Origin of the sequence: Planomonospora parontospora (assembly GCA_014647935.1) — a bacterium.
Taxonomy (GTDB): domain Bacteria; phylum Actinomycetota; class Actinomycetes; order Streptosporangiales; family Streptosporangiaceae; genus Planomonospora; species Planomonospora parontospora.
Genome location: BMQD01000006.1, coordinates 71,414 through 95,813 on the forward strand (window position 1 = coordinate 71,414; position 24,400 = coordinate 95,813).

Sequence of the window (24,400 nt, forward strand, 5' to 3'; positions counted from 1 at the left end):
GTTGACAGCGTTCCCCGGCGCCTTCTACGCTCCGATGGGAGCGCTCCCACCCTGTCCTCTCATTCAGGGCGGCCGAGCCATGCCCGCGGTCGCCCACGCCAGGAGCGCACACGTGACCGTGACCATCCCCTCCGCCGGCCCGCGGAACGCCCCTCCCCCTCCGGAGGACGACCTGCGGCGCCTGCTGCTCATCCGGCACTTCGAGCTGACCCTGCTCCGCCTGTTCGAGGCCGGCGAGCTCAGCGGCACCACCCACACCTGCCTGGGCCAGGAGTACGTGCCGGTCGCGCTGGCCCCCCTGCTCCGCGACGACGACTTCGTCTTCAGCAACCACCGCGGCCACGGCCACTTCCTGGCCCGGCATGCGGAGCCGTACGGGCTGCTGGCGGAGATCATGGGGCGCGAGGGCGCGCTGTGCGCGGGGGTCGGCGGCAGCCAGCACGTCTACCACCGCCGCTTCCTGTCCACCGGCGTGCAGGGCGAGAGCCTCCCGGTCGCGGTCGGCGCGGCGCTGTCACTGCAGGGGAGCGGTGCCCTGGCCTGCGCCTACATCGGCGACGGCACCTGGGGGGAGGGATCGGTCTACGAGGCGCTCAACATGGCGCGGCTCTGGCGGGTGCCGCTGCTGGTCGTCGTCGAGCACAACGGCATCGCCCAGTCCACCCCGACCCGCGTGCAGATGGCCGGGACCGTCGCCGGCCGCGCCGCAGCGTTCGACGTCCCGCACCACCGCACGGCCTCCACCGAGATCACCGAGATCCGCGCCGAGCTGGCGCCCCTGGTCGGCCGGGTGCGCGAGGAGTCGCTCCCCCTGGTCGTGGAGTTCGCCACCCACCGGATCGGCCCGCACAGCAAGGGCGACGACACCCGGAGCGCCGAGGAGATCGCGCTGGCCGCGGACCACGACTGGCACACCCGCTACGCGCGGCTCCTCCCCGAGCTCTTCGACCGGCTCGACCGTGAGGCGGCCGAACTGGTCGAACGCGTCGCCGCCGAGGTCGCCGCCCGCCCGCTCTCCGTCTGGGAGCGCCCGTGACCCGCGTCGCCGAGCACCTCAACCGCGCCCTGCACGACCTGCTGGCCGCCGACCCGGACGTGCACGTCCTCGGCGAGGACATCGCCGACCCGTACGGCGGCGCCTTCAAGGTCACCCGCGGCCTGTCGGACCGGTTCGGCGAGCGGGTGCGCTCCACGCCGCTGAGCGAGGGCGCGATCGTCGGGGTCGGCGCCGGCCTGGCGCTGGCCGGGGAGAAGGCGGTCGTCGAGATCATGTTCGCCGACTTCGCCGCCCTCGCCTTCGACCAGCTGGTGAACTTCGCCGCCAAGTCCACCACCATGTACGGCAGGCCCGTGCCGATCCCGCTGGTCGTGCGCTGCCCCTCCGGGGGCGGGCGCGGCTACGGCCCGACCCACAGCCAGAGCCCGCAGAAGCACTTCCTGGGCGTGCCCGGCCTGCACCTGTTCGAGCTGACCCCGTTCCACGACGCGGGCGACCTGCTGGCCGCCATGTTCGCGCTCGGGCAGCCCTGCCTGCTCTTCGAGGACAAGGTCCTCTACACCCGCAGGATGTTCACCGGCGGCGTGGTGGACGACCTCTTCCGCTACGAGCTCACCGGCGGCACCGACGGCGCGGACGGGACGGGCGGCACCGCCCGGGTCTTCGTGGAGGGCGGCGGCGAGCCCGACTGCACGCTCGTCGTTCCCGGCGGGCTGGCCCACCGGGCGCTGGCCGCCGCGCGGGAGCTGCTGCTGGAGGAGGACCTGCTCTGCGAGCTGCTGGTCCCGGCGCGGCTGTACCCGGTGCCCGAGCTGCCCGGCCTGGAGCGGGCCCGGCACGTGTGCGTCGCGGAGGACGGCTCCGAGGGCGGGACCTGGGGGACGGAGGTCGCCCGGGTGCTCTACCCCCGGCTCTGGCCCGCGCTGCGCCGCCCGATCACCCTGCTCAGCGCCGCCGCGAGCGTCATCCCGGCCGCCCCGCACCTGGAGCGGGAGGTCCTCCTGCAGCCGGACCACATCAAGCGCGCGATCACGGAGGCCCTCTCTTGACCGACATCCCGGTGCCCAAGCTCAACAACAACGACAGCGTCTACCTGCTGACGGCGTGGACCGTCAAGGACGGTGAGGCCGTACGGGCGGGAGAGCCGATCGCGGAGCTGGAGACCTCCAAGGCGGTCGAGGAGCTCACCGCCCCGCAGGACGGGGTGCTGCGGCACCTGCTGCCCGAGGGGGCCGAGTGCGCGCCCGGCCAGGTCATCGCCCGGCTCGGCGCGGACGGCGACGCCCCTGACCCCGGCCCCGAGGCGGGCACGGGCGCGCAGACGGGCACGGAGGCGGGCGCGCAGACGGGCACGGGCGCGGAGACGGGCACGGAGGCGGGCGCGCCGGTCATCACCGCACCCGCCCGGCTGTTCATGGACGAGCACGGCATCTCCGTGGAGCAGGTGGCCGCGCTCGGGGTGAAGGTGGTCCGCCGCTCCGACCTGGAGCGCCTCCTGCCCGCGGCCGGGGCCGTCCCCCGACCGGCGTCCGTCCTCGCCGCCGCGCCGGAGCCGCCGGTCCCCGCCTCCGGCGCGGAGGCCGCCGACACGGAGACCACAGGCCCGGAGACCGCCGCGGAGCGGGACGGCGGGGAGGGGACCGGCCTGGTCGAGCTGTCACGGGCCCAGCGGCGGGTCGCCGAGGTGGTCGAGCGCTCGCACCGGGAGATCCCGGCCGCGTTCACCGCGATGCGGGTCGACGTGACGGAGGCGCTGGCGTTCGCCCGGCAGGAGACCAGGCGGCTGCGCGCCCTCATCGGCCTGCCCGAGCTGCTGGTCCAGGCGACCGGCGGGCTGCTCGACCGCTTCCCCCTCTGCTTCGCCTCCCCGGCCGGCGCCCACCGGGCCCGCCTGCCCGCCGCCGGTGTGGGCGTGGGCGTGACCATGGACGTCGGCCGGGGCATGGTCGTGCCCGTGGTGAAGGACGCGGGCGGACGGCCGCTCGCGGAGATCGCCCGCGACCTCATGCGGCTGCGCCAGGCGGCGCTGAACGGGAGCTTCCGGGAGGACGACCTGCGGGGCGGCTCCATCATGGTCACCCTGCACACCGAGGAGGCCGTCGTCACCGCCGTCCCCGTCGTCTTCCCCGGCCAGACCTGCGCCCTGTCCCTCACCGCCCCGCGCCCCGAGGTCGTCGAGACCGCCGAGGGCGTCTTCACCACCCGGAGGGTCGTCTCCCTCGGCCTGGCCTACGACCACCGGTTCGTCAACGGCCGCGAGGCCGCGGAGTTCCTGGGCGCGCTGCGGTCGGCCCTGGAGTCGCCCGGATCGGAGGACTGAACTCCCGGCGGCTCTGGAGTCGTCCGGGTCAGAGGACTGAACTCCCGGCGGCTCTGGAGTCGCCCGGGCCCCGGGGCCGAATTCCCGACGGCGCCGGGCCGCCGGGCCGTCCCGCGCACCCCGGCGGCCGCCGATTCCCGGGGTGCGCGCCTGAAGTGCGAATATGTTCGGGTCATGACGAACCCGACGGAAGGTCTCGATCGGTGAGGCGGTCACTCACGGTCCTGCTGCTGGCCTGCGCCGCGCTGCTCGGCGCGGTCGCCCCGGCCCAGGCCCACAACGTACTGATCGGCAGCGATCCCGAGGACGGCGCCTCGATCGCCTCCGGGCCGGAGAGGATCACGCTCACCTTCGACCAGCCCGCCCGGCAGGGCTTCGCGCAGATCACCCTGACCGGCCCGGACGGCACCCGGTGGGAGGAGGGGAAGACCGCCGTCGACGGCGCGAAGGTCAGCGTCGGGGTCAGGCCCCTCGGCCCGGCCGGGGAGTACGTCGTGGGCTACCGGATCCTCTCCTCCGACGGCCACCCGGTCTCCGGCAAGGTGGCCTTCACCCTGACCGCCGCGGGGCCGGGCTCCGCGCAGCCGGCCGCGGCCGCGTCGGCCTCCGCCGTACCCGCCGCCTCCGGCGCCCCCGCGCAGGACCCCGCACGAGACCCCGCGGAGAACCCCGGCCTGAGCGCGCAGGCGGCCGAGGCCGCGCAGAACGGCGGCGCCGGGATGGCGGTCGTCTGGATCGCCGCGGCCCTGGTCCTGCTGGGCGGCGCGACCGTGGTGGCGATGCGCCGCACCCGTGAGCGGACGGAGGCGCCGTGACCGCCGTCGCGGAACGCGCCCCCGAGGCGGTCGCGGTGCGCAGGCTGCTGACCGGCGGGCTCGTCTCCGGGGCGCTGCTCGCCGTGGTCGTCGCCACCGCGCTCGGCGCGGAGGAGGCGGTGCCCGGCATCGAGCTGCCCGGCCCGGTGGTGGCCTACGGCCTGCCGGTGCTGCGGGTGCTGCTGGACCTGGCGGCGGTCGCGGTGGTCGGGCTGAGCCTGCTGCCGAAGCTGCTCGGGTTCGACGAGCCCGAGCGCACCGAGCCGGTGATGCGCCGGGCCCGGCCGATGGCCGTCTCGTTCGCCTGGGCGTGGGCGCTGCTGGCGCTGACCGTCATCGTGTTCCAGACCGCCGAGCTGAACCCGGGGTCGGTCCCCACCCCCGGCATGATCGCCGAGTACGTCGACAACGTGGGCGCGGGCCAGGGCATGCTGTTCAGCGCCGCCTGCGCGCTGGCCTACGCCGGGATCGGGCTGCTGGCCGTGCGGTTCGGCGAGAAGGTCCCGGCCGAGCTGCGGATCCTGGTGGCCCTGTTCGGCCTGCTGCCGATCCCGGTCACCGGCCACGCGGTGGACTCGGTCTGGCACGACCCCATCATGATCTCGATGGAGCTGCACGTGATGGGCTCGGCGGCGTGGACCGGCGGGCTGCTCACGGTCATGCTGCTGGTCGCGCGGGACCGCGGGCTGCTGGCGGAGGTCCTGCCGAGGTTCTCCCGGCTGGCGAGCCTCGCGCTCGCCGTGGTCACCCTGTCCGGGCTGGTGAACGGCCTGGCCACGATCGCCCTGACCCCCGGCACCGCACTGCCCGGTTCGCTGCTGACCAGCGAGTACGGCCTGCTCGTGGTGGCCAAGACCGTGAGCGTGGCGCTGCTCGTCCCGCTCGCCGCCCACATCCGGTTCCGCCTCCTGCCGCGCGTCGAGCGGCAGGAGGCGACGGCGGTCGCCGCGTGGGCGGCGGCCGAGCTCACCGTGATGGGGCTCGCCTACGGGGTGGCCGTGGCGCTGACCACGGCGACCATCTCCTGAGGCTCGTTCTCCTCGGCGGCCCGCAGCCGGTAGCGGCCGAGGAACCACTCGCCGCCCAGCCACAGGGCGGCGAGTGCGGCCCCGCCGGCGGCCATGGTCACCGGGGAGATCAGCGGCGGGGACGCCCAGAAGTGCTGCGAGCGGAGCGCCAGGTCCACCGCGAGGGTGGCGACGAGCGAGCCGGCCAGCGCCCGGACGACCGGGATGCGGATCAGGAACGCCAGGTCGATCGCGAGCGCCCCGGCGATCAGGAAGACCGGCACCGCCGAGCGCGGGAAGTCGGCCACCGCCAGGATCGGCCAGATCAGCGCGCGGTAGGCGACGTAGGTGGCGACCACGGCGGTGGCGGCGAACCTGCGGCCGATCATCGCGCGGGCGAAGACCAGCACGATCATCGCGGCGACCACCCCGTAGAGGGGGTAGACCTGGTCGGGCACCGGGAGCGCGAAGTTGACCGCCATCTCCCGGTCCACCCCGCGGCCCATCTGGTCGGCGGCGAACTGCAGCAGGATGGGCTCGGCCTCCGGCTTGCCCGCGTCCCACGACCTGATCGCGAAGACGCCGTACTCCTGGTGCTGGGCGGGGAACCAGACGTTCTCGAACATGAACACGAACAGCCCGCCGAGGACGAGCGTGCGCGTGCGGCCGGGGGGCGCGCCGATGAACCAGCCCCGGATCACCCCGCAGATCATGAAGAACGTGCCGATGTACAGCAGCATGTGCGACGGGCTCCACGAGGTGATGTCGAGCCCGTTGACGCGGTGGTTGATCAGGTCCAGCGGCACCGCGACCAGGAAGAGGCCGGTGCCCCACTGGATGAGGCGCTGCGCCGTGCGGTCCACGCCGTAGCCGGTGTAGACGTGCACGATGGTCAGGGCGACCACGATGGCGGTGCCGACGCTGTTGAGCAGGTGCGGCGGCGCCAGGTCGTCGCGGAGCCACTTGAAGTGCCAGGAGACGTCCCAGGACGCCCCCAGCACCTTGAAGCAGAAGGCGACCACCCACCCGAGGTACAGGACGCGGAACAGGTCCGCGGGCGTCTCCCGGCCGGCCTTCCCCCGGGTCCAGTACGGCAGAGCCCAGGCGGCGACCGACGCGGCTCTTCTTCTCAGGCTTTTCGCAGGCTTCACGCGTCGAAATGATGCCCGGCGTTTACGAAGACCGCAATCGGGGACATCCCCGGGTTTCGCCATACAACCCCAAGTTATGCCTGTTCCGGTACGGCACGGCGGTCCCGGCGGCGCCGTACCGCGGCACGGACGGGAGACCACCTCCGCTCTACCCGTCCCCCGGCTCGGACAGGGCCGACCAGACCGCGGCGGGGGTGAGGGGGGTGGCGGTGATCCGGTCGGCGGCCTCGGGGAGCGCGGCGGCCACGGCGTTGCCGACCGCCGCGGGCGGCCCGATGATCCCCGCCTCCCCCGCCCCCTTCATGCCGCCCGGCGTCACCGCGGACGGCGTCCGCATCAGCGCCACCTCGACCGGGGGCGCGTCCGGCGCGTACGGGGGGAGGTAGTCGGCGGCGGGCTGCCCGTCGGGCCCGTACACGACCTCCTCGGTCAGCGCCATCCCGATGCCCTGCACGACGCCGCCGCGGATCTGCCCCTCGACGATCGCCGGGTTCACCACGACGCCGCAGTCGTTGACCGCCCAGTAGCCCTCCACCTCGACCGCGCCCGTCTCCGGGTCGACGGCCACCGCCGCCGCGTGCGCGCCGAAGGCGTAGGTGTAGGCCGCCGGGTCGTAGGTCACCCGTTCCTCCAGTCCCGGCGTCATGCCCTCCGGCAGGTCCCAGGCCCGCCACGCCGAGAGCGCGATCTCCGCCAGCGTGCGGCGGGCCGACGGGTCCCCCTTGACCCGCACGGCCCCGCCGGAGACCTCCAGGTCGCCGGCGGCCGCCTCCAGCTGGTGGGCGGCGATCGCGACGATCTTCTCGCGGAGCCGTGCCGCCGCCCCGACCAGCGCCGCGCCGCCCAGCACGAGCGACCGGCTGGCGATCGAGCCCACCGGCGAGTACGGCGTGGCCGCCGTGTCCCCCAGCAGCACCCGCACCCGCTCCAGCGGCACCCCGGTGTGGTCGGCGGCCAACTGGGCCAGCGCCGTCTCGATGCCCTGGCCGATGGCCGCCACCCCGCAGGCGACCACCACCGAGGCGTCCTGCTCCATGCGCAGCACCGCGGTCTCGTAGCCGCCGGACTGGATGCCCGCCTGCCGCATCGCCTCCGAGGGGCCCATGCCGGTGGACTCGACGTGGCAGGAGAACCCGATCCCGCGCCGCCGCCCGTCGGCCGGGCGCGCCGGCCGGCCCTCCCGGACCATCGTGCGCAGCTTCTCCAGCGCGGCCGGGTAGTCCCCGGAGTCGTAGGGCTGCCAGGTCCGGGAGGTGTGCGGCAGCTCGTCGGGGCGGAGCAGGTTGAGCAGGCGCAGCTCGACGGGGTCGGCGCCCAGCCGCCGGGCGGCCTCGTCCACCAGCCGCTCCCGGGTCCAGGTCGCCTCGGGCTGGCCGAACCCCCGGTAGGAGCCGGTCGGCGTGGTGGTCGTCACCACGGCGCGCACCCGCGCGCCCGCCCGGTCGAACCGGTACGGCCCGGGCAGCGAGACCGCCGTGACCGCGATCGGGGAGATGCCCACGTTGGACGGGTGCGCACCCAGGTCTCCGAGGATGTCGCAGTGCAGCGCCCGGAACCGGCCGTCGCCGTCGAAGGCGAGCCTGGCCCGGTGCACGGCGTCCCGGGCCGGCAGGGTGGCGGTCAGGTGCTCGGCGCGCGACTCGGTCCACCGCACCGGGCGGCCCAGCCGTACCGCCGCCAGGCAGACCAGCGTCTCGTCGGGGTAGACGTGCTCCTTGCCGCCGAACCCGCCGCCGGTGTCGCACGCCAGCACGCGCACCCGGTCGAAACCGAGCCCGAGCGCGGCGGCGACGTGGTCGCGGACGTGGTGCGGCGCCTGCGTGGAGGTCCACACGGTCAGCGCGCCGTCCTCGAAGGAGGCCACGACGCCGCGCGGCTCCACCGGGTACGGCGCGACCCGGCCCAGCCGGGTCGTCAGCTCGACCACGTGCCCGGCGGCGGCGATGGCGGCCTCGCACTCGTCGGCCGGGTCCCCGAGGGCGAAGTCGGTGACCAGGTTGGCGCCCCACTCCGGGTGGAGCAGGGGAGCCCCGGCGGCCAGCGCGAGGTGCGCGCCGACCACCGCGGGCAGCTCCTCGAAGTCCAGGTCGACCAGTTCGGCCGCGTCGCGGGCCGCCGCCTCGGTGCGCGCCACCACCAGCGCGACCGGCTGCCCGGCGTAGCGGACCGTCTCCTCCAGCACGGGGTAGTCCGCCATCCGCTGGCCGGGGGCGAGCGCCACGCACGGCAGCCGCACCCCGGCGGCGTCCGCGGGCGTCAGCACGTCCAGCACCCCGTCGGCGGCCAGCGCCGCCTTGACGTCGCACCGGGTCAGCCGCCCGTGCGCGACCGGGCTGCGCACCACGACCGCGTGCGCCGTGCCCGGCAGGCGGACGTCCCCGGTGAACCGCGCCCGCCCGGTCACCAGCCGGGCGTCCTCCCGGCGCGGGACCCGCGCCCCGACATAACGGTGATCATCGCTCATCACCCGATTCTGAACGGCGCGGCGGCTCCCGCCAACGGCCCGGCCCCGCGCGGCGGGATACGGACGCCCTCAGGACCCGGTGGCGCGCGGCCGATATCCGGCCGGAGAAGTCCGCCCACACGGCCGGACCGGCCGTCCGGCTGAGATTCCTCTCAGGGAGCACTCGGTTTCGGACAGTAGGCTCCAGCCCATGAAGCTCAGGGGAAGGGCGACCGTCTGGATCGCGGTGGCCGCCGTGCTCGTCGCCGGCGTCGCGGGGTGGCTGGTGTGGCCGTCGGAGCCGCAGGTGCGGGTCCAGAACCAGATGATCACCGTGGTCGACGGCCCGGCCGACGACCAGCGGGTCGTGCTCGACACGAGTTTCTTCCCGCCCGCCGGGGGCGGGAAGGCCCCCGCGGTGCTGCTCGCGCACGGTTTCGGCGGGAGCAAGCAGAGCGTCCGCGACGCCGCGCTGCGGCTGGCCCGCGAGGGTTACGCCGTGCTGACCTGGTCGGCGCGCGGCTTCGGCCGCTCCACCGGGCAGATCGCGCTCAACTCCCCCGACTACGAGGTCAAGGACGTCCGGCAGCTGGTCGACTGGCTGGCGAAGCGGCCCGAGGTCCGGCTCGACGCGGGCGGCGACCCGCGCGTGGGCATCGCGGGCGGCTCGTACGGCGGCGCCATCGCGCTGATGGCCGCCGCCCACGACGACCGCGTCGACGCGATCGTCCCCCAGATCACCTGGTACGACCTGGCCGACGCGTTGTTCCCCAACGCCACCGGGCAGGGTCCGGAGAGCGGCGTGTTCAAGCGCATGTGGGCCGGGCTGTTCTTCAGCCGGGGCGGCCCGCAGCCCGGCGCCGGCCTGGCGGCCCTCTCGGGCCAGGGCGGGCAGGGCTCCGGGGAGGGGCAGGACGGCGAGGACGGGAGCGGGGCCTCCGGGGCCGGAGAGGGCCGCCGGGCGGCCCGGCCGCCGACGGCCGAGGAGGTCCGGTGCGGCCGGTTCCTGCCGGAGATCTGCGACATGTACCAGCAGGTCGCCGAGACCGGCCGGGCCACCGCCGCCGCCGTGGAGACCCTGCGCAGGTCCAGCCCGGTCTCGGTGCAGGGCAGGATCAGGGTCCCGGCCCTGCTGCTGCAGGGGCGGCGCGACTCGCTGTTCCCGCTGGGGCACGCGGACGCCAACGCGCGCGCCATCGCCGCGACCGGCGCGCCGGTGCACGTCGCCTGGTTCGACGGCGGCCACGACGGCGGCGACGGCGAGGTCGACTGGCTCCACGAGCAGACCCTGGACTGGTTCGACCACTACCTGAAGGACGCCGCGGCGGGTTCCGCAGGCGCCTCCGGGAACACGGCCGCCCCCGGGAACACGGTCGGCTCCGGGAACACGGTCGGCTCCGGGAACGGCGGCGCCGCGGAGAACACCGCCGCCGCGTCCGCCGGAGCGGGCGCCCCCGCCGGCCCGCCCGGCGTCGGCGTGTTCACCGTCACCCGTGACGGCGGCCGCGACCCCGGCACCCGCCGCCCGGTCCGGCTGCACGCCACCGCCGGCGTCTACCCGGGCCTGTCCGGCACCTCCACGACCACCGTCCCCCTGTCCGGTCCCGAGCAGCCGGTGGCCAACCCGCCCGGCGGCTCCCCCTCCTCGATCTCGGCCGTTCCCGGCTTCGGCGGCCTGACCGGCTCCGGCAACCTGAGCCTGTCGATCGACATGGCGGGCCAGAGCGCGGCCTTCGAGTCCGCTCCCCTGCGCGCCCCGCTCCAGGTCACCGGGAGCTCCACCGTCCGGGTCCGGGTCGGGATCGCCTCCGGCGGCGACGCCGGGAAGAGCGAGGACGCCGGGGACACCGGGGACACCGGGGACACAGAGAATGCCGGGGGTGCGGAGCAGGCCGGCGCCGGGCGGGACGTGACGCTGTTCGCCAAGCTGTACGACGTGAACGGCGGCGCCTCCGCGCCGATCCTGCCCGAGGGGCTCGTCGCCCCGGTGCGGATCACCGTCCCCGAGGGAGGCACCGCCGAGGCCACGGTCACCCTGCCCGCCGTCGACCACCGCTTCGAGGCCGGGCACCGGCTCCGCGTCGCCCTCACCACGACCGACCTCGGCTACAGCACCCCCGCGGCCCCGGCCGTCTACACCGTCGCCCTGGCCTCCCCCGAGCTGACCGTGCCCGTGCACGCCGCGCTGCGCACCCCGGCCACCGGCCCCGCCTGGTGGACCTGGGCCCTGCCGCTGGCCGCGCTGGCCGCCGCGGCGGCGCTGATCCTCACCGGCCGCCGCCGTCCCGCCCGCGAGCACGTCCCCGCCCTGGACGCGGTGCCGCTGCGGATCGAGGGGCTGACCAAGGCCTACCGCAACGGCGAGCGGGCGGTGGACGACCTGTCGTTCACCGTCGAGCAGGGCCAGGTGCTCGGCCTGCTCGGTCCCAACGGCGCGGGCAAGACCACCACGATGCGCATGATGATGGGCCTGATCCACCCCGACGCGGGCGAGATCAGGATCTTCGGCCACCGGGTCGTGCCCGGTGCGCCGGTCCTGTCCCGGCTGGGCTCGTTCGTGGAGGGCGCCGGATTCCTGCCGCACCTGTCGGGCCGGGCGAACCTGGAGCTCTACTGGAAGGCGACCGGCCGCCCCGCAGCCGACGCCCGCCTGGAGGAGGCCCTGGAGATCGCCGGGCTCGGCTCCGCGCTGGAGCGCGCCGTGCGGACCTACTCCCAGGGCATGCGCCAGCGGCTGGCCATCGCCCAGGCCATGCTCGGCCTGCCCGACCTGCTCGTGCTCGACGAGCCCACCAACGGCCTGGACCCGCCCCAGATCCGCGAGATGCGCGAGGTCCTGATCCGCTACGCGGCGCGGGGCCGTACCGTCATCGTCTCCAGCCACCTGCTCGCCGAGGTGGAGCAGACGTGCAGCCACGTGGTGGTCATGCACCGCGGCCGGCTCGTCACGGCCGGTCCGGTGGGCGACCTGCTGAGCGCCCGCGTGCCGGCGGGCGCGCCGGGCACCCGCCTGGAGGACGTGTTCCTGGACCTGATCGGGGAGAAGCGATGAAGGACGCGGGCGGCGCCGGCACGGCGCTCACCACCGGAGGCACCGGTGACGGCGCGGCCGGGGGGACCGGTGCGCGGGGCGTGAACGACGACGGTTCGGCGCGGGGCTACGCGCCGGGGCGCACGCTGCCGTTGGCGGTGGAGATCGTCCGCCAGTTCAGGCGGCGCCGGACGATGGTGATGTTCGGGCTGCTGCTCGCGCTGCCCTGGATCCTGGTGATCGCGTTCAAGATCGGCGTCAGGTCGGGCGGTCCCGGGGCGTCGTCCCTGCGCATCTCCGACCTGGCGACCGAGGGCGGCCTGAACTTCGCCGCGTTCGCGCTCTCGGTGTCGGCGAGCTTCCTGCTGGTCGTCGCGGTGGCGCTGTTCTGCGGCGACACGGTCGCCAGCGAGGCCGGCTGGTCGTCGCTGCGCTACCTGCTGGCCGCCCCGATCCCCCGGGACCGGCTGCTGCGCCAGAAGCTGGTCGTCGCGCTGGGCTACTCGGCGGCGGCGGTGGTCTGCCTGCCGGTGATGGCGCTGCTCGCCGGGACGCTGGCCTTCGGCTGGAACGACGTCCGGGTGCCCGGCACGGGCGAGACGATCGCCGCGCTGGACGTGCTGCCGAGGTTCGCGGTCGTGATCGGCTACGTGCTGGTCAGCCAGCTCGTGGTGGCCGCGCTGGCCTTCCTGCTCTCGGTCGGCACCGACTCGCCGCTGGGCGCGGTCGGCGGCGCGGTCGGCCTGGTGATCGTGAGCACCATCCTGCAGGCGGTGGACGCGCTCGGCTCGCTCCGGGAGTTCCTGCCGACGTTCTGGAACACGGCCTGGCTGGACGCCCTGGCGCCGGAGCCCGACTTCGGCGGCATGGTCAAGGGCGTGGCCGTGTCGGTGACCTACGCGGCCGTGCTGACCGCCTTCGCCTTCCGCCGCTTCCGGCGCAGGGACGTCGTCTCCTAGGTCCGTCCGGAGCGCGGGTCCCGGAAGGGCCGGCGCTCCGGATCCACAGGACGACGCCTACGCGGCCGGAGCGGCGAAGACGACGGCGGCCGGTCAGCAGACGCCGGGCAGCGAGCAGACCTTCACCGCCATCTTCCGGGCGTCCCTCAGCTGCCGGCGGAAGTCCGAGGCGCGCACCTCGCCGTACTCCCCGGCGTACATGTAGCTCACCAGGGCGCGGCCCTTGCGCACGACGACGCCCCGCTGGCCGCCGATGGCGGAACCTCCGCCCTCGCGGTCGTAGTTCTGGACGATCACCCGGACGGCCTGGTCCCCCGCCCTGATCTTCTCCGTCCGGCCCCTGGCGACCACCTGGTCGCCCTCGTCGGCCTCGCATCTGCCGGCCCGCCTCCGCAGGTCGGTCATGGCCGCACGCGCGGCCCGCTCGGAGCGGTAGATCACGACCTGCTCGGCCCGGTAGAGCTCCGGCGCCGTGTAGGTGACCGTCCGGGTGCTCACCCGGCCCCGGTCCTCGGAGCGGCCCACGCCGCAGGGCGTGAGGCTGAGGCGTTCGTGCCGGTCGCTGACCGTCCACTTCTCCTCCTCCGGGTACGCCACCGGCTTGCGGGCCCGGGCCTCGTGGAGCAGGAAGTTCCTCGGCAGCTTCCAGCCGGTCTCTCCCGCTCCCGCATGCTTCTCCACAGTGGCCGTCCCGGTGGCCGTCCCGGCGACCGCCCCGGCGGTGCCGCCGCCCGCCAGGACGACTGCGGCGAGCGCCCCGGCCGCCACCGCCGCCATGCGATTCGCCGTCCGCCCCGTACCCGTCATGGTGACTCCCCGCTTCCGTGCTCCGGTCCCATGCACGGTGAGACGGTCGCTCCGCGCGAAAGGTTCGCACCCGCGGAGCGGGGATCCGCCGCCGGGCACGGTGCGCCCGTTACCGTTGCCGGATGCACACCATCGAGCTGACCTGCGACGACGTGCTCGACTCGGCGGTGCGCGCGGCCTGGGACCGGCTGGCGGCCGAGGGACTGCCCAGCCAGGCGCGGCACCCGCACCCGACCAACCGCCCCCACCTGACGCTGGCGGTCTGCGAACGGCTGCCGCCCGACGCGCCGGCGGCGTTCGCCGAGGCCTTCGGCGGCCTGCCGGTGCCGGTCAGGCTGGGGCCGCTGCTGCTGTTCGCCGGGCGGGCGCGGGTGCTGGCCTGGGGCGTGGTGCCGGAGGCCCGGCTGCTGGCCGTGCACGCGGGGGTGTGGCGGGTGCTGGGCGGCTCCTGCGGCGGCAACCCGCTGCACGCGCCCGGGCGGTGGCTCCCGCACGTGACGCTCGCCCGCAACCTGGACGCCGCGGCCCGGGCGCGGGCGGTCACGGTGCTCGACGGACTGGCCGAGGCCGCCGGGGCGTTCTCCGGCGCGCGCAGCTACGACGGCGCGCTCCGCACGACCGTCCCCCTGGCGGGGCGGGGCTGACCGGGTCCGTCACCGCCGCCCCTTCCGGGGGAGACGCGCTCACCAGTGGGGCGGTCGGTCCTCCAGCAGCCGGTCGTCGTTGCCGCCGGACTCACGCCACTCGCCCCACCCGAGATCGGTGTCGTCGGAGGTCTGGTCGGGCAGGATGGCCGGGCCGTCCTCCGAGAGGTCGACCGGGCGCAGATCGTCTGGATGATGCTCTGTCACGGGCCCATGCTATCCAGCCCGCCGCGGCGGGTGATTTCTCCGTCCGCAAAGCCTTCCACCATGATTTCCGCGCAAAGGACAGCCAACGACCCAGGCGGTACGATGCCAGGGCAGGTGTCAGCTACCCCCCGTGAGGCGGCCATGGCAACGCCAACAGCTGGATGGCGGCGAGACGGCAATCTCCCGAACGAGCTCACCAACTTCGTCGGGCGCACCCGGTTGCTGGCCAACCTCAGGCAGCGGCTCCAGGAGCCCGAGACGCGGCTGGTCACCCTGACCGGCATCGGCGGCGTCGGCAAGTCCCGCACCGCGCTGCGCATCGCGCACATGGTGCGCAACCAGTTCTCCGACGGCGTGTGGTTCGCCGACCTGGCCCGGCTGCAGGACGCGGGGATGGTCCGGCACACGATCACCTCGGCGCTGGGCATCGCCGACCAGTCGGCGCGCTCGGCGGAGGAGACCCTCTCCGACTGGGTGGGCGACCGCGAGATCCTGCTGATCATCGACACCTGCGAGCACCTCGTCGACGCCTGCGCCCGGCTCTTCGAGGACCTGCTGAAGACCTCGCCGCGGCTGCGGATCCTGGCCACCAGCCGCCAGTCGCTGAACGCGCAGGGCGAGTACACCCTCTCCGTCCCGCCGCTGGCCGTCCCCGGTGACGTCCCGGGGGAGAACGCCTTCACCAACGAGTCCGTCCAGCTGTTCTCCGCGCGGGCGAGCGCGGTCGTGCCCTCCTTCGAGCTCGACGAGCGCAACATCGAGCCGGTCTCCGAGCTCTGCCGCCGCCTGGACGGCATCCCCCTGGCGATCGAGCTGGCCGCGGTCCGCCTGCGGGCCCTGTCGGTCGAGCAGATCCTCGCGCTGCTGACCGACCGGTTCAGCCTGCTGGCCGGCGCCAGCCGTACGGCGCTGCCCCGGCACCAGACGCTGCGCGCCGCGATCGGGTGGAGCCACGAGCTGTGCGAGCCCGCCGAGCGGCTGCTCTGGGCGCGGCTCTCGGTCTTCGCCGGGGACTTCGAGCTGGAGGCCGCCCGCTACGTCTGCGCCGGGGAGGGCCTGCCCGCCGAGGACGTCACCGATCTCGTCTCCAGCCTCGTGGAGAAGTCCATCCTGCTGAGCGAGGGCACCCCCTCCGGGCACCGCTACCGGCTGATCGACACCCTGCGCAGCTACGGCGAGGAGTGGCTGGACAAGCTGGGCGAGAAGCAGCGGATCCAGGAGCGGCACCGCGACTACTACCTGCAGCTCGCCATGCGCGGTGAGGAGGCGTGGTCGGGGGCCCGGCAGGTCTACTGGTTCGTCCGGATGCGGCACGAGCACGACAACATCCGCGTGGCGCTCGACTACTGCCTGCGCACGCCGGGCGAGGCGGAGGCGGGTCTGCGGCTGCTGTCGTCGCTCTGGTTCATGTGGGTGGCCTGCGGGCTGGCCCGCGAGGGCAGGCTCTACCTGGAGAAGGCGCTGTCCCTGGTCTCGCAGCCGAGCTCGGTGCGCTGCAAGGCCCTGTGGGTGCTCTCCTACGTGCACAGCGGCCAGGGCAACACCGACGGCGCCGTCGAGGCCGCCGAGCGGTGCAGCTCCGACGCGGTCCGGGTCGGCGACTCGGGCGCGGTCATCCTGGCGACCAAGATGCTCGGCACCGCGGCCGTGCTCCAGAACGACCTGCAGAAGGCCAGCGCCCTGCTCGGGGTGGCGATCGAGTTCCACAAGACGGGGCGGGAGCTCAACCCCGGCCTGCTCCCCTCGATCGTCGAGCTGTCGCTGGTGCTGACGATGCAGAACGAACCGGCCGAGGCCGAGGTCCTCCTGCAGGACTGCGTCGCGGTGTGCACCCAGCGCGGTGAGCTCTGGCTGCGCTCCTACGCGATGTACGCCATGGCGATGGCCCAGCAGGCGATGGGCCGCTCCGCCGAGGCGCTGCAGAACGCCCGCGAGTCGCTCCGCCTCAAGCGCTACTTCCACGACGTGCTCGGCATCGGCCTGGTGATCGAGGTCGTCGCCCGGCTGGTCCTCGACCAGGGCCAGGCCGACCTGGCGTCCCGGCTGCTCGGCGCGGGCCAGCAGAACTGGCGCTCCTTCGGCATGCCCCAGATGAACTCGCCCTTCTTCAACGCCGAGCACGACCGGTGCATCAAGGAGTGCCGGAAGCTGCTCGGGGACGAGGCCCACGAGGCGGCGTTCGCGGCGGGCAAGCGGCTCAACCTCGAGGAGCTGATCGAGCTCGCGATCGGCGAGTGCGGTGAGGACGCCGATCCGGCGCCGGCCGTGTGACCCGGGCCCGCCGGCCCTGTGACCCGGGCCCCGGCCGGGGTCACTCGGCAGGCCGGCGGACGCGGGACGCACGGGCGGGCGCGCGACACGGTTCAGCCCGACGGCCAGCTCGTCCCCTCCGGCCAGGCGTGCACGTAGCGGGCGCTGCCGAGGGAGAAGTCGATGTGCCCGCGCACCCAGTGCTCCAGCCCCCGCACGTACCTGAGCACGGGCTGCGACGCCCACCGCTCCACCGCCGAGCGGGTCTCCACGAAGCCCTCCACGGCGGCGCCGTGCATCGACGCCACCTCGTCCAGCGCCTTCTGGAGCGATCCCGTCCGGTGGAAGCGCAGTACGGTGACCAGGTTGTGCCGGGCCGCGTCCCGCCCGCGCTCCTTGGCGTAGGAGAGCAGGTCGTTGTCCCAGCCGATGAGATCGCACGCGAGGTCACTGAGCGTACGCACATCCGGATGGGACCATTCCTCGGATTCGAGCCGATACCCTCCGGCGACGTCGATCAGCGCGAAGCAGGTGTAAGTCGCTCCGGTGATGCGGCGCATCAGGACGTAGTCCTCGGGGGTGGGGATCAGGTCCGCCTCGCGGTTGCCCGCCTCCCACACCTGGGCGAACAGGTACTCGCGGACGGTGGTCCGCCAGCGTTCCAGCTGCGCGGGGGTGCCGACCTCCGCGATCCTGCGCTGCAGCTCCAGCAGGCCCGCGCCGAAGGGGTCACCGGCCCCGGGTTCGCGCCGCTCGTCCAGGATCTCCAGGAGCGGGGGGAGCGCCCGCACGAGCGCGGCCGCCCGGTGGCCCACCGTCTCCGACTCGCAGAAGGCGTCGTCGAAGGCGAACAGCCAGTTGTACCAGTCGTTGATCAGGCGGAGGCTGTCGCGCGGCACCAGCGGGTTGGTCCGGGCGGCCAGCCAGCCGATCCGGGACCGCCGGAAGTGCTCCAGCACGCCCTCCCCCTCCAGCATGCGGGAGGCCGCGAGCCAGGCGTGGCTCTCCTCGTCCACCTCTTCGACGCAGGGGTTGACCTCACTGGGGAAGGGGCACGGCAGCGGCGGGACCCGGAGGGATCTCTGGTCGGATCGGTGCGCAGATGTGGTTCCCACCTTCCCCAGCATGGCCGACCGGTGCAAGTTTTCCTATACGTCGCTGAATGATGGGGTATTAAGGGTTAGACCTTAATGTCCGGACCATTGCAGATAGTCCTCTTGTCCGCTCCCCGGCACCGAGCGTCACCGGCCTCCGGGCCGCGTTCCGCACCGCGGCGGCCGCCCCCGGTAGGGTGCCAGGGATCGCCGGGGTCACCGGGGTCACCGGGGTCGCCGGGATTCGCGGCGACCGCGGAATGCGCCGGGCACCCCGCGGGTTCTCCTCAAGAGACGATCGACGAAAGGCTGGAAACGGTGTTCGACCCGACGGATCTCTACCGGCTCAGTGAGGACGTCCCTGAGCTGACCGATCCGGTGCTCCTCTACCACTTCGACGGGTTCGTGGACGCGGGCGGGGCCGGCCGGCTCGCCCTGGGTCACCTGCTGGCCGAGCTGGAGCATCGGGTCATCGCGACCTTCGACGTGGACCGGCTGCTCGACTACCGCTCCCGGCGGCCGATCATGACGTTCGACACCGACCGGTGGACGGGAGTCGAGGTCCCCGAGATCGCCCTGCGCCTCGCCCACGACTCGACCGGGGCCCCGTTCCTGCTGCTCACCGGCCCCGAGCCGGACCGCGAATGGGAGCTGTTCGCCGCCGCCCTCGGCGAGCTCGCCACCCGGCTGGGCGTCGGCAGGCTGGTGACCGCGCACGGCATCCCGATGGCCGTCCCGCACACCCGCCCCCTGGGCGTCACCGCACACGCCAGCCGCCCCGAGCTCATCACCGGCCGGACCAGCGCCTTCGGCAAGGTCCAGGTCCCCGGCAGCGTGGCGGCCCTGATCGAGTTCCGGCTCGGCGAGGCGGGCCACGACGCCCTCGGTTACGCCGTGCACGTCCCCCACTACCTGGCCCAGGCCGAATACCCCACGGCGGCGCTGACCGCCCTGGAGGAGGTCACCAGGGGCACCGGCCTGGTGTTCCCCCTGGAGGGCCTGCGCGCCTCCGCCGAGCAGACCACCTCCGAGATCGCCGAGCAGATCGAGGCCTCGGAGGAGCTGTCCACCGCGATCGCCGGGCTGGAGCAGCAGTACGACGCGTTCGCGGCCGGCGCCGCGCGGGAGAACCTCATCGCCGAACCGGCCGAGATGCCCACCGGGGACGAGCTCGCCGCCCAGTTCGAGGCCTTCCTCGCCGAACGCGAGGAACGCCGCAATGACTGACCTGCGCGTCGGCCTCATCGGGTACGGCGTGGCGGGCGCGTTCTTCCACGCCCCGCTGATCGCGGCCACGCCCGGCCTGCGGCTGTCCGCGGTGGTGACGGGGAACCCCGAGCGCGCCGCCGAGGCGTCCTCCCGGTACGGCGCGCGCGTCGTCCCCGACGCCGCCGAGCTGTGGGACTCGGTCGACCTGGTCGTGGTGGCCTCCCCCAACCGCACCCACGTCCCGCTGACCGAGGCCGCCCTCAAGGCCGGGCTGCCGGTGGTCGTGGACAAGCCGCTGTCGGCCACCGCCCGCCAGGCCCGCGACCTGATCGGCCTGGCACGGGAGCGGGGCCGGATGTTGACGGTGTTCCAGAACCGGCGCTGGGACGGCGACTTCCTGACGATCGAGCGACTGGCCGCCGCCGGCGAGTTCGGCACGGTGCACCGGCTGGAGTCCCGGTTCGAGCGCTGGCGTCCCGTCCCGAAGGGCGGCTGGCGCGAGCTCGGCGGCGCCGAGGAGGTCGGCGGCCTCCTGTACGACCTGGGCAGCCACCTGGTCGACCAGGCGCTGCGCCTGCTCGGCCCGGTGACGTCCGTCTACGCCGAGGCCGACGTCCGGCGCTCCGGGGTCGCCTCCGACGACGACACCTTCGTCGCCCTCACCCACGCGAACGGCGCCCGCTCCCACCTGTGGGCCAGCGCCGTGGCCCCGCGGCTCGGCCCCCGCTTCCGGGTGCTGGGCTCGCGGGCCGGCTACGTCAAGCACGGCCTCGACGTCCAGGAGGACCGGCTGCGCGCGGGCCTGGCGCCCGGCTCCCCCGGCTTCGGCGACGACCCCGAGGAGCGCTGGGGCGTGCTGGGCACCGACGAGGCCGGCCGGCGGATCCGCACCGAGCCGGGCGACTACCTCGGCTTCTACCGGTCCGTGGTGTCCGCCCTGCGCGAGGGCACCCCGCCGCCGGTCGACCCGGAGGAGGTCGTGGCCGCCCTCACCGTGCTGGAGGCGGCCCGCCGCTCCGCCGCCGAGGGCGTGGCAGTCGCGCTCTGACCGCCCGGGTGCCCTCACGGCTCCTCTCCCGCCGGGTGTCCCCGCGGTTCCTCACCCGCTGAGCCCTCCTGCGGGCCCTCACCCGCCGGGTGCTCCCCCGGTCCCCCACCGGCTGCGGCGAGCAGGCGGCGGGCGAAGGCGGCGCAGGCGTCCCGGAAGTCCGGAGGCTCGACGACGGTGAAGTCGGCGCCCAGGAGGACGAGGCACTGGACGAGCCACTCCCAGGAGTCGAGCCAGAGTGTGACCCGGGTCTCCCGGTCGCCGACGCGCTCGATCCGGGCGTCCTGGTACCTCAGCACGTCGGCGACCTCGTACGGCTCCGCCCGCACGGTGAACCGGACCCGGTGGCGGTCCGCGTTCAGTCCCCCGCGGAGATACGACAGGGCCGTGCCGGCCGGCAGCTCGCGGGAGGGGTGCCGGGCTCCGGTGCGGACGAGGCCGGCGACGCGGTCGAGGCGGAACACCCGCCAGTCGCTCCTCCCCAGGTCCCAGCCCAGCAGGTACCAGCGCAGGTGGAGGTGGACCAGCCGGTGCGGCTCCGCCCGCCGCCGGCTCGGCCTCCCGCGTCTGTCCGTGTAGTCGAACGCCACGACCTCCCGGCCGGTGATCGCCTCGGCGAGGCCGCTCAGGACCTCCGCGTTCACGCTGGGCGCGCGCTGCGCGCCGATCTCCAGACCGGCGCGCAGCGCGGCCGCACGCGGGCGCAGCCGCGCCGGGAGGAACTGGTCGAGTTTTCCGTAGGCGCGGGTGGCCGCGTCGTCCAGGGTCCCGTCCTCGTCGGAGCGCAGGGCGGCGAGGGTGGCGAGACCGAGCAGCGCCGCGACCGCCTCGTCGTCGTCGAGGACGAGCGGGGGCATCGTGCGGCCCGCCACGAGCCGGTAGTGGCCGCCGGGCCCCGGTTGCGTCACGACGGGGTAGCCGTACCCCCGCAGGCGCTCGACGTCGCGGCGGACGGTCCGCGGGCTCACGCCCAGCCGGGAGGCCAGCTCCTCTCCGCTGAACGGGCCCCCCGTCTGCAGGGTCGACAGCAGTACCAGCATGCGTTCGGTCACGTCGGCCATGCATCCATCATGGGCGGAATCGCGGTCAGGATCCGGCCGCATCCGGTCCTACCGTCACAGGCATGGTGAAGCACAGCATCTCCATCAGGGGCGCCCGTACGAACAACCTCCGCTGTCTGGACGCGGAGATCCCACGCCACCGCCTCGTCGTCTTCGCCGGCCTGTCGGGGTCGGGGAAGTCGTCGCTGGTCTTCGACACGATCGCGGCGGAGGCCGGTTACCAGCTCAACGACACCTTTCCCCCGTTCACGAGGAACCGGCTCCCGAAGTGGAGGCGTCCCGAGGTGGAGCACATCGACGGGCTCTCCCCGGTGGTGGTCATCGACCAGCGGCGCATCGGCGGCAACGCGCGCTCCACGGTCGGCACGATCACCGACGCCTGGACCTACCTGCGGCTGCTGTACTCGCGGATCGGTGATCCCCACGTGGGCGAGTCGAACCGCTTCTCGTTCAACGACCCCGCCGGGATGTGCCCGGCGTGCTCGGGGCTCGGCGAGGTCGTCGCCCCCGCCGTCGACCGCTTCCTCGACCTGGACAGGTCGCTGCGGCAGGGCGCGATCCTCCTCCCGGGCTTCGGCGACGGCGGCTACTGGTACTCGCGGTACGCCGACATCGGCTCCTTCAGCCCGGACACGCCGCTGCGGGACTGGAGCCGGGAGGAGCGGGACGCCCTGCTGCACGGCGGCGAGGCGGCGGCGAGGCTGGGACGCAGGCCGCCCAAGGACTACGAGGGGGTCGTCGAGCGGTTCGAACGGATCTACCTGAACACCTCGGACAACGTGTCCGAGCGCAAGCAGGAGACGATCCGCAGGTTCACCCGGTCCGAGGTCTGCCCGGAGTGCGGCGGAGAACGGCTCAACGAGCGGTCCCGCACCGTCACCGTGCTGGGGCGCACGATCGGCGAGCTGGCCCGCCTGGAGGTCGCCGAGCTCGCCGGGTTCGTCCGGGGCGTCGGCGCGCCGTCCGTCGCCCCCGTCGTGGCCGCCCTCACCGCCAGGCTCGACGCCATGAACGCCATCGGGCTGGGCTACCTCACCCTGGACCGTGCGACCACGACGCTGTCGGGCGGCGAGTCCCAGCGCGTCAAGATCGTGAAGCATCTCGGCTCCGGCCTCACCGAGATGATCTACGTATTCGACGAGCCCACGGCCGGGCTCCATCCCACCGACGTGGAATCCGTGACGAGGCTGCTCGGGCGGCTGCGGGACGGGGGGAACAGCGTCCTGGTCGTCGAGCACGACCCCGCCGTGATGGCGGTCGCCGACCAGGTCGTCGAGATCGGTCCCGGGGCCGGAGCCGACGGGGGCCGGCTCGTCTTCCAGGGCACCTTCGCAGAGCTCCGGCGCGCCGGCACGCACACCGGCCGCGCGCTCTCCCGGCGCCGGTCCGCCGAACGGGTCCCCCGTACGGCCGAGGGCGTGATCAGGATCGCCGAGGCGACCCGCAACAACCTGCGGCGCGTCACCGTCGACGTCCCGGCCGGCGTGATGACCGTCCTCACCGGCGTCGCGGGCTCCGGGAAGTCCAGCCTCGCCGCCGAGCTGGCCGACCAGCACGACGTCACCGTCGTCGACCAGAGGCCGGTCAGCACCAGCCGCCGGTCCACCCCCGTCACCTACACCGGCATCGCGCCGGCGATCCGCAGGCTGTTCGCCCGGCACAACGGCGTCCCCGCCGCGCTGTTCAGCGCGAACTCGGAAGGGGCCTGTCCCGGGTGCCGAGGCCTCGGGACCGTCTACACCGACCTGGCCTTCATGGACGGCCAGGAGGTCGTCTGCGAGGCCTGCCGGGGGCGGCGCTTCGTCCCCGAGGTGCTCGCCCACACCGTCGGCGGCCTGTCCATCGCCGACGTCGACGACCTCTCCGTCGACCAGGCCATGGACCGGCTGCCGGACGAGGCCATCGCCGCGGCCCTCCGCCACCTGTCGGAGGTCGGGCTCAGCTACCTCCGGCTGGGCCAGTCGCTCAACACGCTCTCGGGCGGGGAGTGCCAGCGCGTCAAGATCGCCAAGGAGCTGCGCGACACCGAACGGCCCACCGTCTACCTGCTCGACGAACCCACGACCGGCCTGCATCCCGGCGACGTCGGCACCCTGCTCCGCGTGCTGGACACGCTCGTCGAGCGGGGCCACACCGTCGTGGTCATCGAGCACGACCTGGACGTCGTCCGCCACGCCGACTGGCTGATCGACCTGGGGCCGGGGCCCGGGAGGCACGGCGGGACCGTCCTCTACGAGGGCCCCGTCGCCGGTTACTCCCCGGACGCGGCCACCCCCACGGCGCGGGCCCTCGCGGCCCACCGGCGCGGGGAGTTCGGGACCGGCCCGGTGCCGCCGCCCGCGGCGGCACCGGGATCCCGGCGGACCCCGGTGCGGCCCGCCGGCCGCCGGTAGGGCTCTCCCACCGCCCGGGAGGCGTCCCTAGTCGCGCAGGCGGGACCGCAGGGCGCGGGTGTCCTCGTCGGTCCAGCCCTCGGAGGCGAGCCACTCCACGGGGCCGCCGAAGCGGTCGTCCAGCACGCCGAGGAACTGCTCGATGTACTGCTCCCGGGGCCGGTGGTCGTCGACCGGGCGGGAGTCGAGGTCGTCGCGGTAGGTGCTGCTGGCGCGCAGGCGGCCCATGATGGCCTCGATGCGGTCGCCGGTGGCGGTGTAGTCGGCGACGATGGCCTCGCGGGTGGCGCCGGCGACCTCCAGCGCGAGGGCGCAGACGACGCCCGTGCGGTCCTTGCCGGCCGCGCAGTGGACGATCGCGGCGCCGTCGTCGCGGGCCATGGCGCGCAGGGCCGCCAGCACCGAGTCGGGGCGCTCGCGCAGGTAGCCGTAGTAGAAACCGGTCACCCTGAGCTCGGCCAGCTTCTCCTCCTCCACCCGCTCCTGCCAGGGCAGCACCCGGTCGACGTCGACGGTGTCGGCCTCGGCGTCGGTGTGCCTGCCGCCCTCGGCGAACAGGGTGTGGTGGTGGATGCTCACCTCCGGGACGCGGGTGAGCGGGCCCGGCCCCTCCATGAACACCTCCGGGCCGGAGCGCAGATCGACGACGTGGCGGAGCTTCAGCTCGGCGACGAGCCGCTCGACGTCGCGCCCGGTCAGTCCCTGCAGGTTGTCCGAGCGGTAGATCCGGCCGAAGCGCGTGGTCCCGCCGTCCACGGTGGCGAGCCCGCCGAGGTCGCGCACGTTGACGGCACCTTCAAGATCGATCCATCGCGTGAAGTCGTTCATCGAGGCGAGTCTATACATGGGCATATGGCCATCCGGTGAACGCCGAGGGCGGACGACCGCGAACATCGCGTACCGGTGCGAGCCCTTCGCGCCCCGCCCGTACCGCCCGTACCGCCCGTACCGCCCGTACCGCCTA

General features: G+C 74.3%; 19 protein-coding genes. 12 read left to right on the plus strand and 7 right to left on the minus strand.

Annotated elements, in window-relative coordinates; all coding sequences use genetic code 11:
- Positions 1–112: 112 nt before the first annotated feature.
- The 5 genes from IEZ07_RS11375 (at position 113) to IEZ07_RS11395 (ending at position 5,160) form a co-directional block, all read left to right on the plus strand.
- Positions 113–1,036 (plus strand): thiamine pyrophosphate-dependent dehydrogenase E1 component subunit alpha, encoded by a 924-nt coding sequence (locus IEZ07_RS11375; protein WP_239319831.1) that lies wholly within the window; start codon positions 113–115, stop codon positions 1,034–1,036.
- Positions 1,033–2,046, plus strand: coding sequence for an alpha-ketoacid dehydrogenase subunit beta (locus tag IEZ07_RS11380; RefSeq protein WP_191894722.1), 1,014 nt, complete (start codon positions 1,033–1,035; stop codon positions 2,044–2,046). Before IEZ07_RS11375 ends, IEZ07_RS11380 begins: the two co-directional genes overlap by 4 nt.
- Positions 2,043–3,317: a 2-oxo acid dehydrogenase subunit E2 gene (locus IEZ07_RS11385; RefSeq protein ID WP_191894723.1), complete on the plus strand. Its 1,275-nt coding sequence runs from the start codon at positions 2,043–2,045 to the stop codon at positions 3,315–3,317. Before IEZ07_RS11380 ends, IEZ07_RS11385 begins: the two co-directional genes overlap by 4 nt.
- 203 nt (positions 3,318–3,520) lie before the next feature.
- Complete coding sequence (locus IEZ07_RS11390) at positions 3,521–4,132, plus strand: copper resistance CopC family protein (protein ID WP_191894724.1); 612 nt, start codon at positions 3,521–3,523, stop codon at positions 4,130–4,132.
- On the plus strand, positions 4,129–5,160 hold the full coding sequence (locus tag IEZ07_RS11395) for a CopD family protein (protein ID WP_191894725.1): 1,032 nt from the start codon (positions 4,129–4,131) through the stop codon (positions 5,158–5,160). The genes IEZ07_RS11390 and IEZ07_RS11395 overlap by 4 nt, the downstream gene beginning before the upstream one ends.
- Here IEZ07_RS11395 and IEZ07_RS11400 read toward each other — a convergent pair.
- Both IEZ07_RS11400 and IEZ07_RS11405 read right to left on the minus strand, forming a co-directional pair.
- Positions 5,118–6,290, minus strand: coding sequence for a hypothetical protein (locus IEZ07_RS11400; protein WP_191894726.1), 1,173 nt, complete (start codon positions 6,288–6,290; stop codon positions 5,118–5,120). The two genes, IEZ07_RS11395 and IEZ07_RS11400, sit on opposite strands and share 43 nt — an antisense overlap.
- 148 nt (positions 6,291–6,438) lie before the next feature.
- On the minus strand, positions 6,439–8,754 hold the full coding sequence (locus tag IEZ07_RS11405; protein WP_191894727.1) for a xanthine dehydrogenase family protein molybdopterin-binding subunit: 2,316 nt from the start codon (positions 8,752–8,754) through the stop codon (positions 6,439–6,441).
- Between the two features lie 190 nt (positions 8,755–8,944).
- On the opposite strand from IEZ07_RS11405, the gene IEZ07_RS11410 reads away from it, so the two are divergent.
- Both IEZ07_RS11410 and IEZ07_RS11415 read left to right on the plus strand, forming a co-directional pair.
- A complete protein-coding gene (locus IEZ07_RS11410; RefSeq protein WP_191894728.1) occupies positions 8,945–11,785 on the plus strand; it encodes an alpha/beta fold hydrolase in 2,841 nt (946 codons plus the stop codon).
- Entirely contained in the window at positions 11,782–12,723 is a 942-nt protein-coding gene (locus IEZ07_RS11415) for an ABC transporter permease (RefSeq protein WP_191894729.1), read from the plus strand. The genes IEZ07_RS11410 and IEZ07_RS11415 overlap by 4 nt, the downstream gene beginning before the upstream one ends.
- Before the next feature lie 93 nt (positions 12,724–12,816).
- Here the strand turns inward: IEZ07_RS11415 and IEZ07_RS11420 are convergent, their stop codons facing one another.
- The gene (locus IEZ07_RS11420; RefSeq protein ID WP_191894730.1) at positions 12,817–13,530 is read right to left on the minus strand and encodes a hypothetical protein; all 714 of its coding nucleotides are present in this window, start codon (positions 13,528–13,530) and stop codon (positions 12,817–12,819) included.
- A 122-nt stretch (positions 13,531–13,652) separates the two neighbouring features.
- Between IEZ07_RS11420 and IEZ07_RS11425 the strand changes: the two genes are divergently transcribed.
- Complete coding sequence (locus IEZ07_RS11425) at positions 13,653–14,174, plus strand: 2'-5' RNA ligase family protein (protein WP_191894731.1); 522 nt, start codon at positions 13,653–13,655, stop codon at positions 14,172–14,174.
- 39 nt (positions 14,175–14,213) lie between these two features.
- On the opposite strand, the gene IEZ07_RS11430 is transcribed toward IEZ07_RS11425, so the two are convergent.
- Positions 14,214–14,381, minus strand: coding sequence for a hypothetical protein (locus tag IEZ07_RS11430; protein WP_191894732.1), 168 nt, complete (start codon positions 14,379–14,381; stop codon positions 14,214–14,216).
- Between the two features lie 141 nt (positions 14,382–14,522).
- Between IEZ07_RS11430 and IEZ07_RS11435 the strand changes: the two genes are divergently transcribed.
- Positions 14,523–16,652 (plus strand): ATP-binding protein, encoded by a 2,130-nt coding sequence (locus tag IEZ07_RS11435; RefSeq protein ID WP_191894733.1) that lies wholly within the window; start codon positions 14,523–14,525, stop codon positions 16,650–16,652.
- A gap of 92 nt (positions 16,653–16,744) precedes the next feature.
- Here the strand turns inward: IEZ07_RS11435 and IEZ07_RS11440 are convergent, their stop codons facing one another.
- Entirely contained in the window at positions 16,745–17,746 is a 1,002-nt protein-coding gene (locus IEZ07_RS11440) for a terpene synthase family protein (protein ID WP_191894734.1), read from the minus strand.
- A 297-nt stretch (positions 17,747–18,043) separates the two neighbouring features.
- On the opposite strand from IEZ07_RS11440, the gene IEZ07_RS11445 reads away from it, so the two are divergent.
- On the plus strand, positions 18,044–18,952 hold the full coding sequence (locus IEZ07_RS11445) for a proteasome assembly chaperone family protein (protein ID WP_191894735.1): 909 nt from the start codon (positions 18,044–18,046) through the stop codon (positions 18,950–18,952).
- Positions 18,945–19,982, plus strand: a complete 1,038-nt coding sequence (locus tag IEZ07_RS11450) for a Gfo/Idh/MocA family oxidoreductase (protein WP_191894736.1) — start codon at positions 18,945–18,947, stop codon at positions 19,980–19,982. The genes IEZ07_RS11445 and IEZ07_RS11450 overlap by 8 nt, the downstream gene beginning before the upstream one ends.
- Positions 19,983–19,996: 14 nt before the next feature.
- Here IEZ07_RS11450 and IEZ07_RS11455 read toward each other — a convergent pair whose 3' ends face one another.
- Positions 19,997–21,043, minus strand: coding sequence for a helix-turn-helix transcriptional regulator (locus IEZ07_RS11455; protein ID WP_191894737.1), 1,047 nt, complete (start codon positions 21,041–21,043; stop codon positions 19,997–19,999).
- A gap of 62 nt (positions 21,044–21,105) precedes the next feature.
- Here IEZ07_RS11455 and IEZ07_RS11460 point away from each other — a divergent pair, with 62 nt between their 5' ends.
- On the plus strand, positions 21,106–23,436 hold the full coding sequence (locus tag IEZ07_RS11460) for an ATP-binding cassette domain-containing protein (protein ID WP_191894738.1): 2,331 nt from the start codon (positions 21,106–21,108) through the stop codon (positions 23,434–23,436).
- Positions 23,437–23,463: 27 nt separating this feature from the next.
- Here IEZ07_RS11460 and IEZ07_RS11465 read toward each other — a convergent pair whose 3' ends face one another.
- A complete protein-coding gene (locus IEZ07_RS11465; protein ID WP_191894739.1) occupies positions 23,464–24,264 on the minus strand; it encodes a tyrosine-protein phosphatase in 801 nt (266 codons plus the stop codon).
- Positions 24,265–24,400 lie beyond the last annotated feature (136 nt).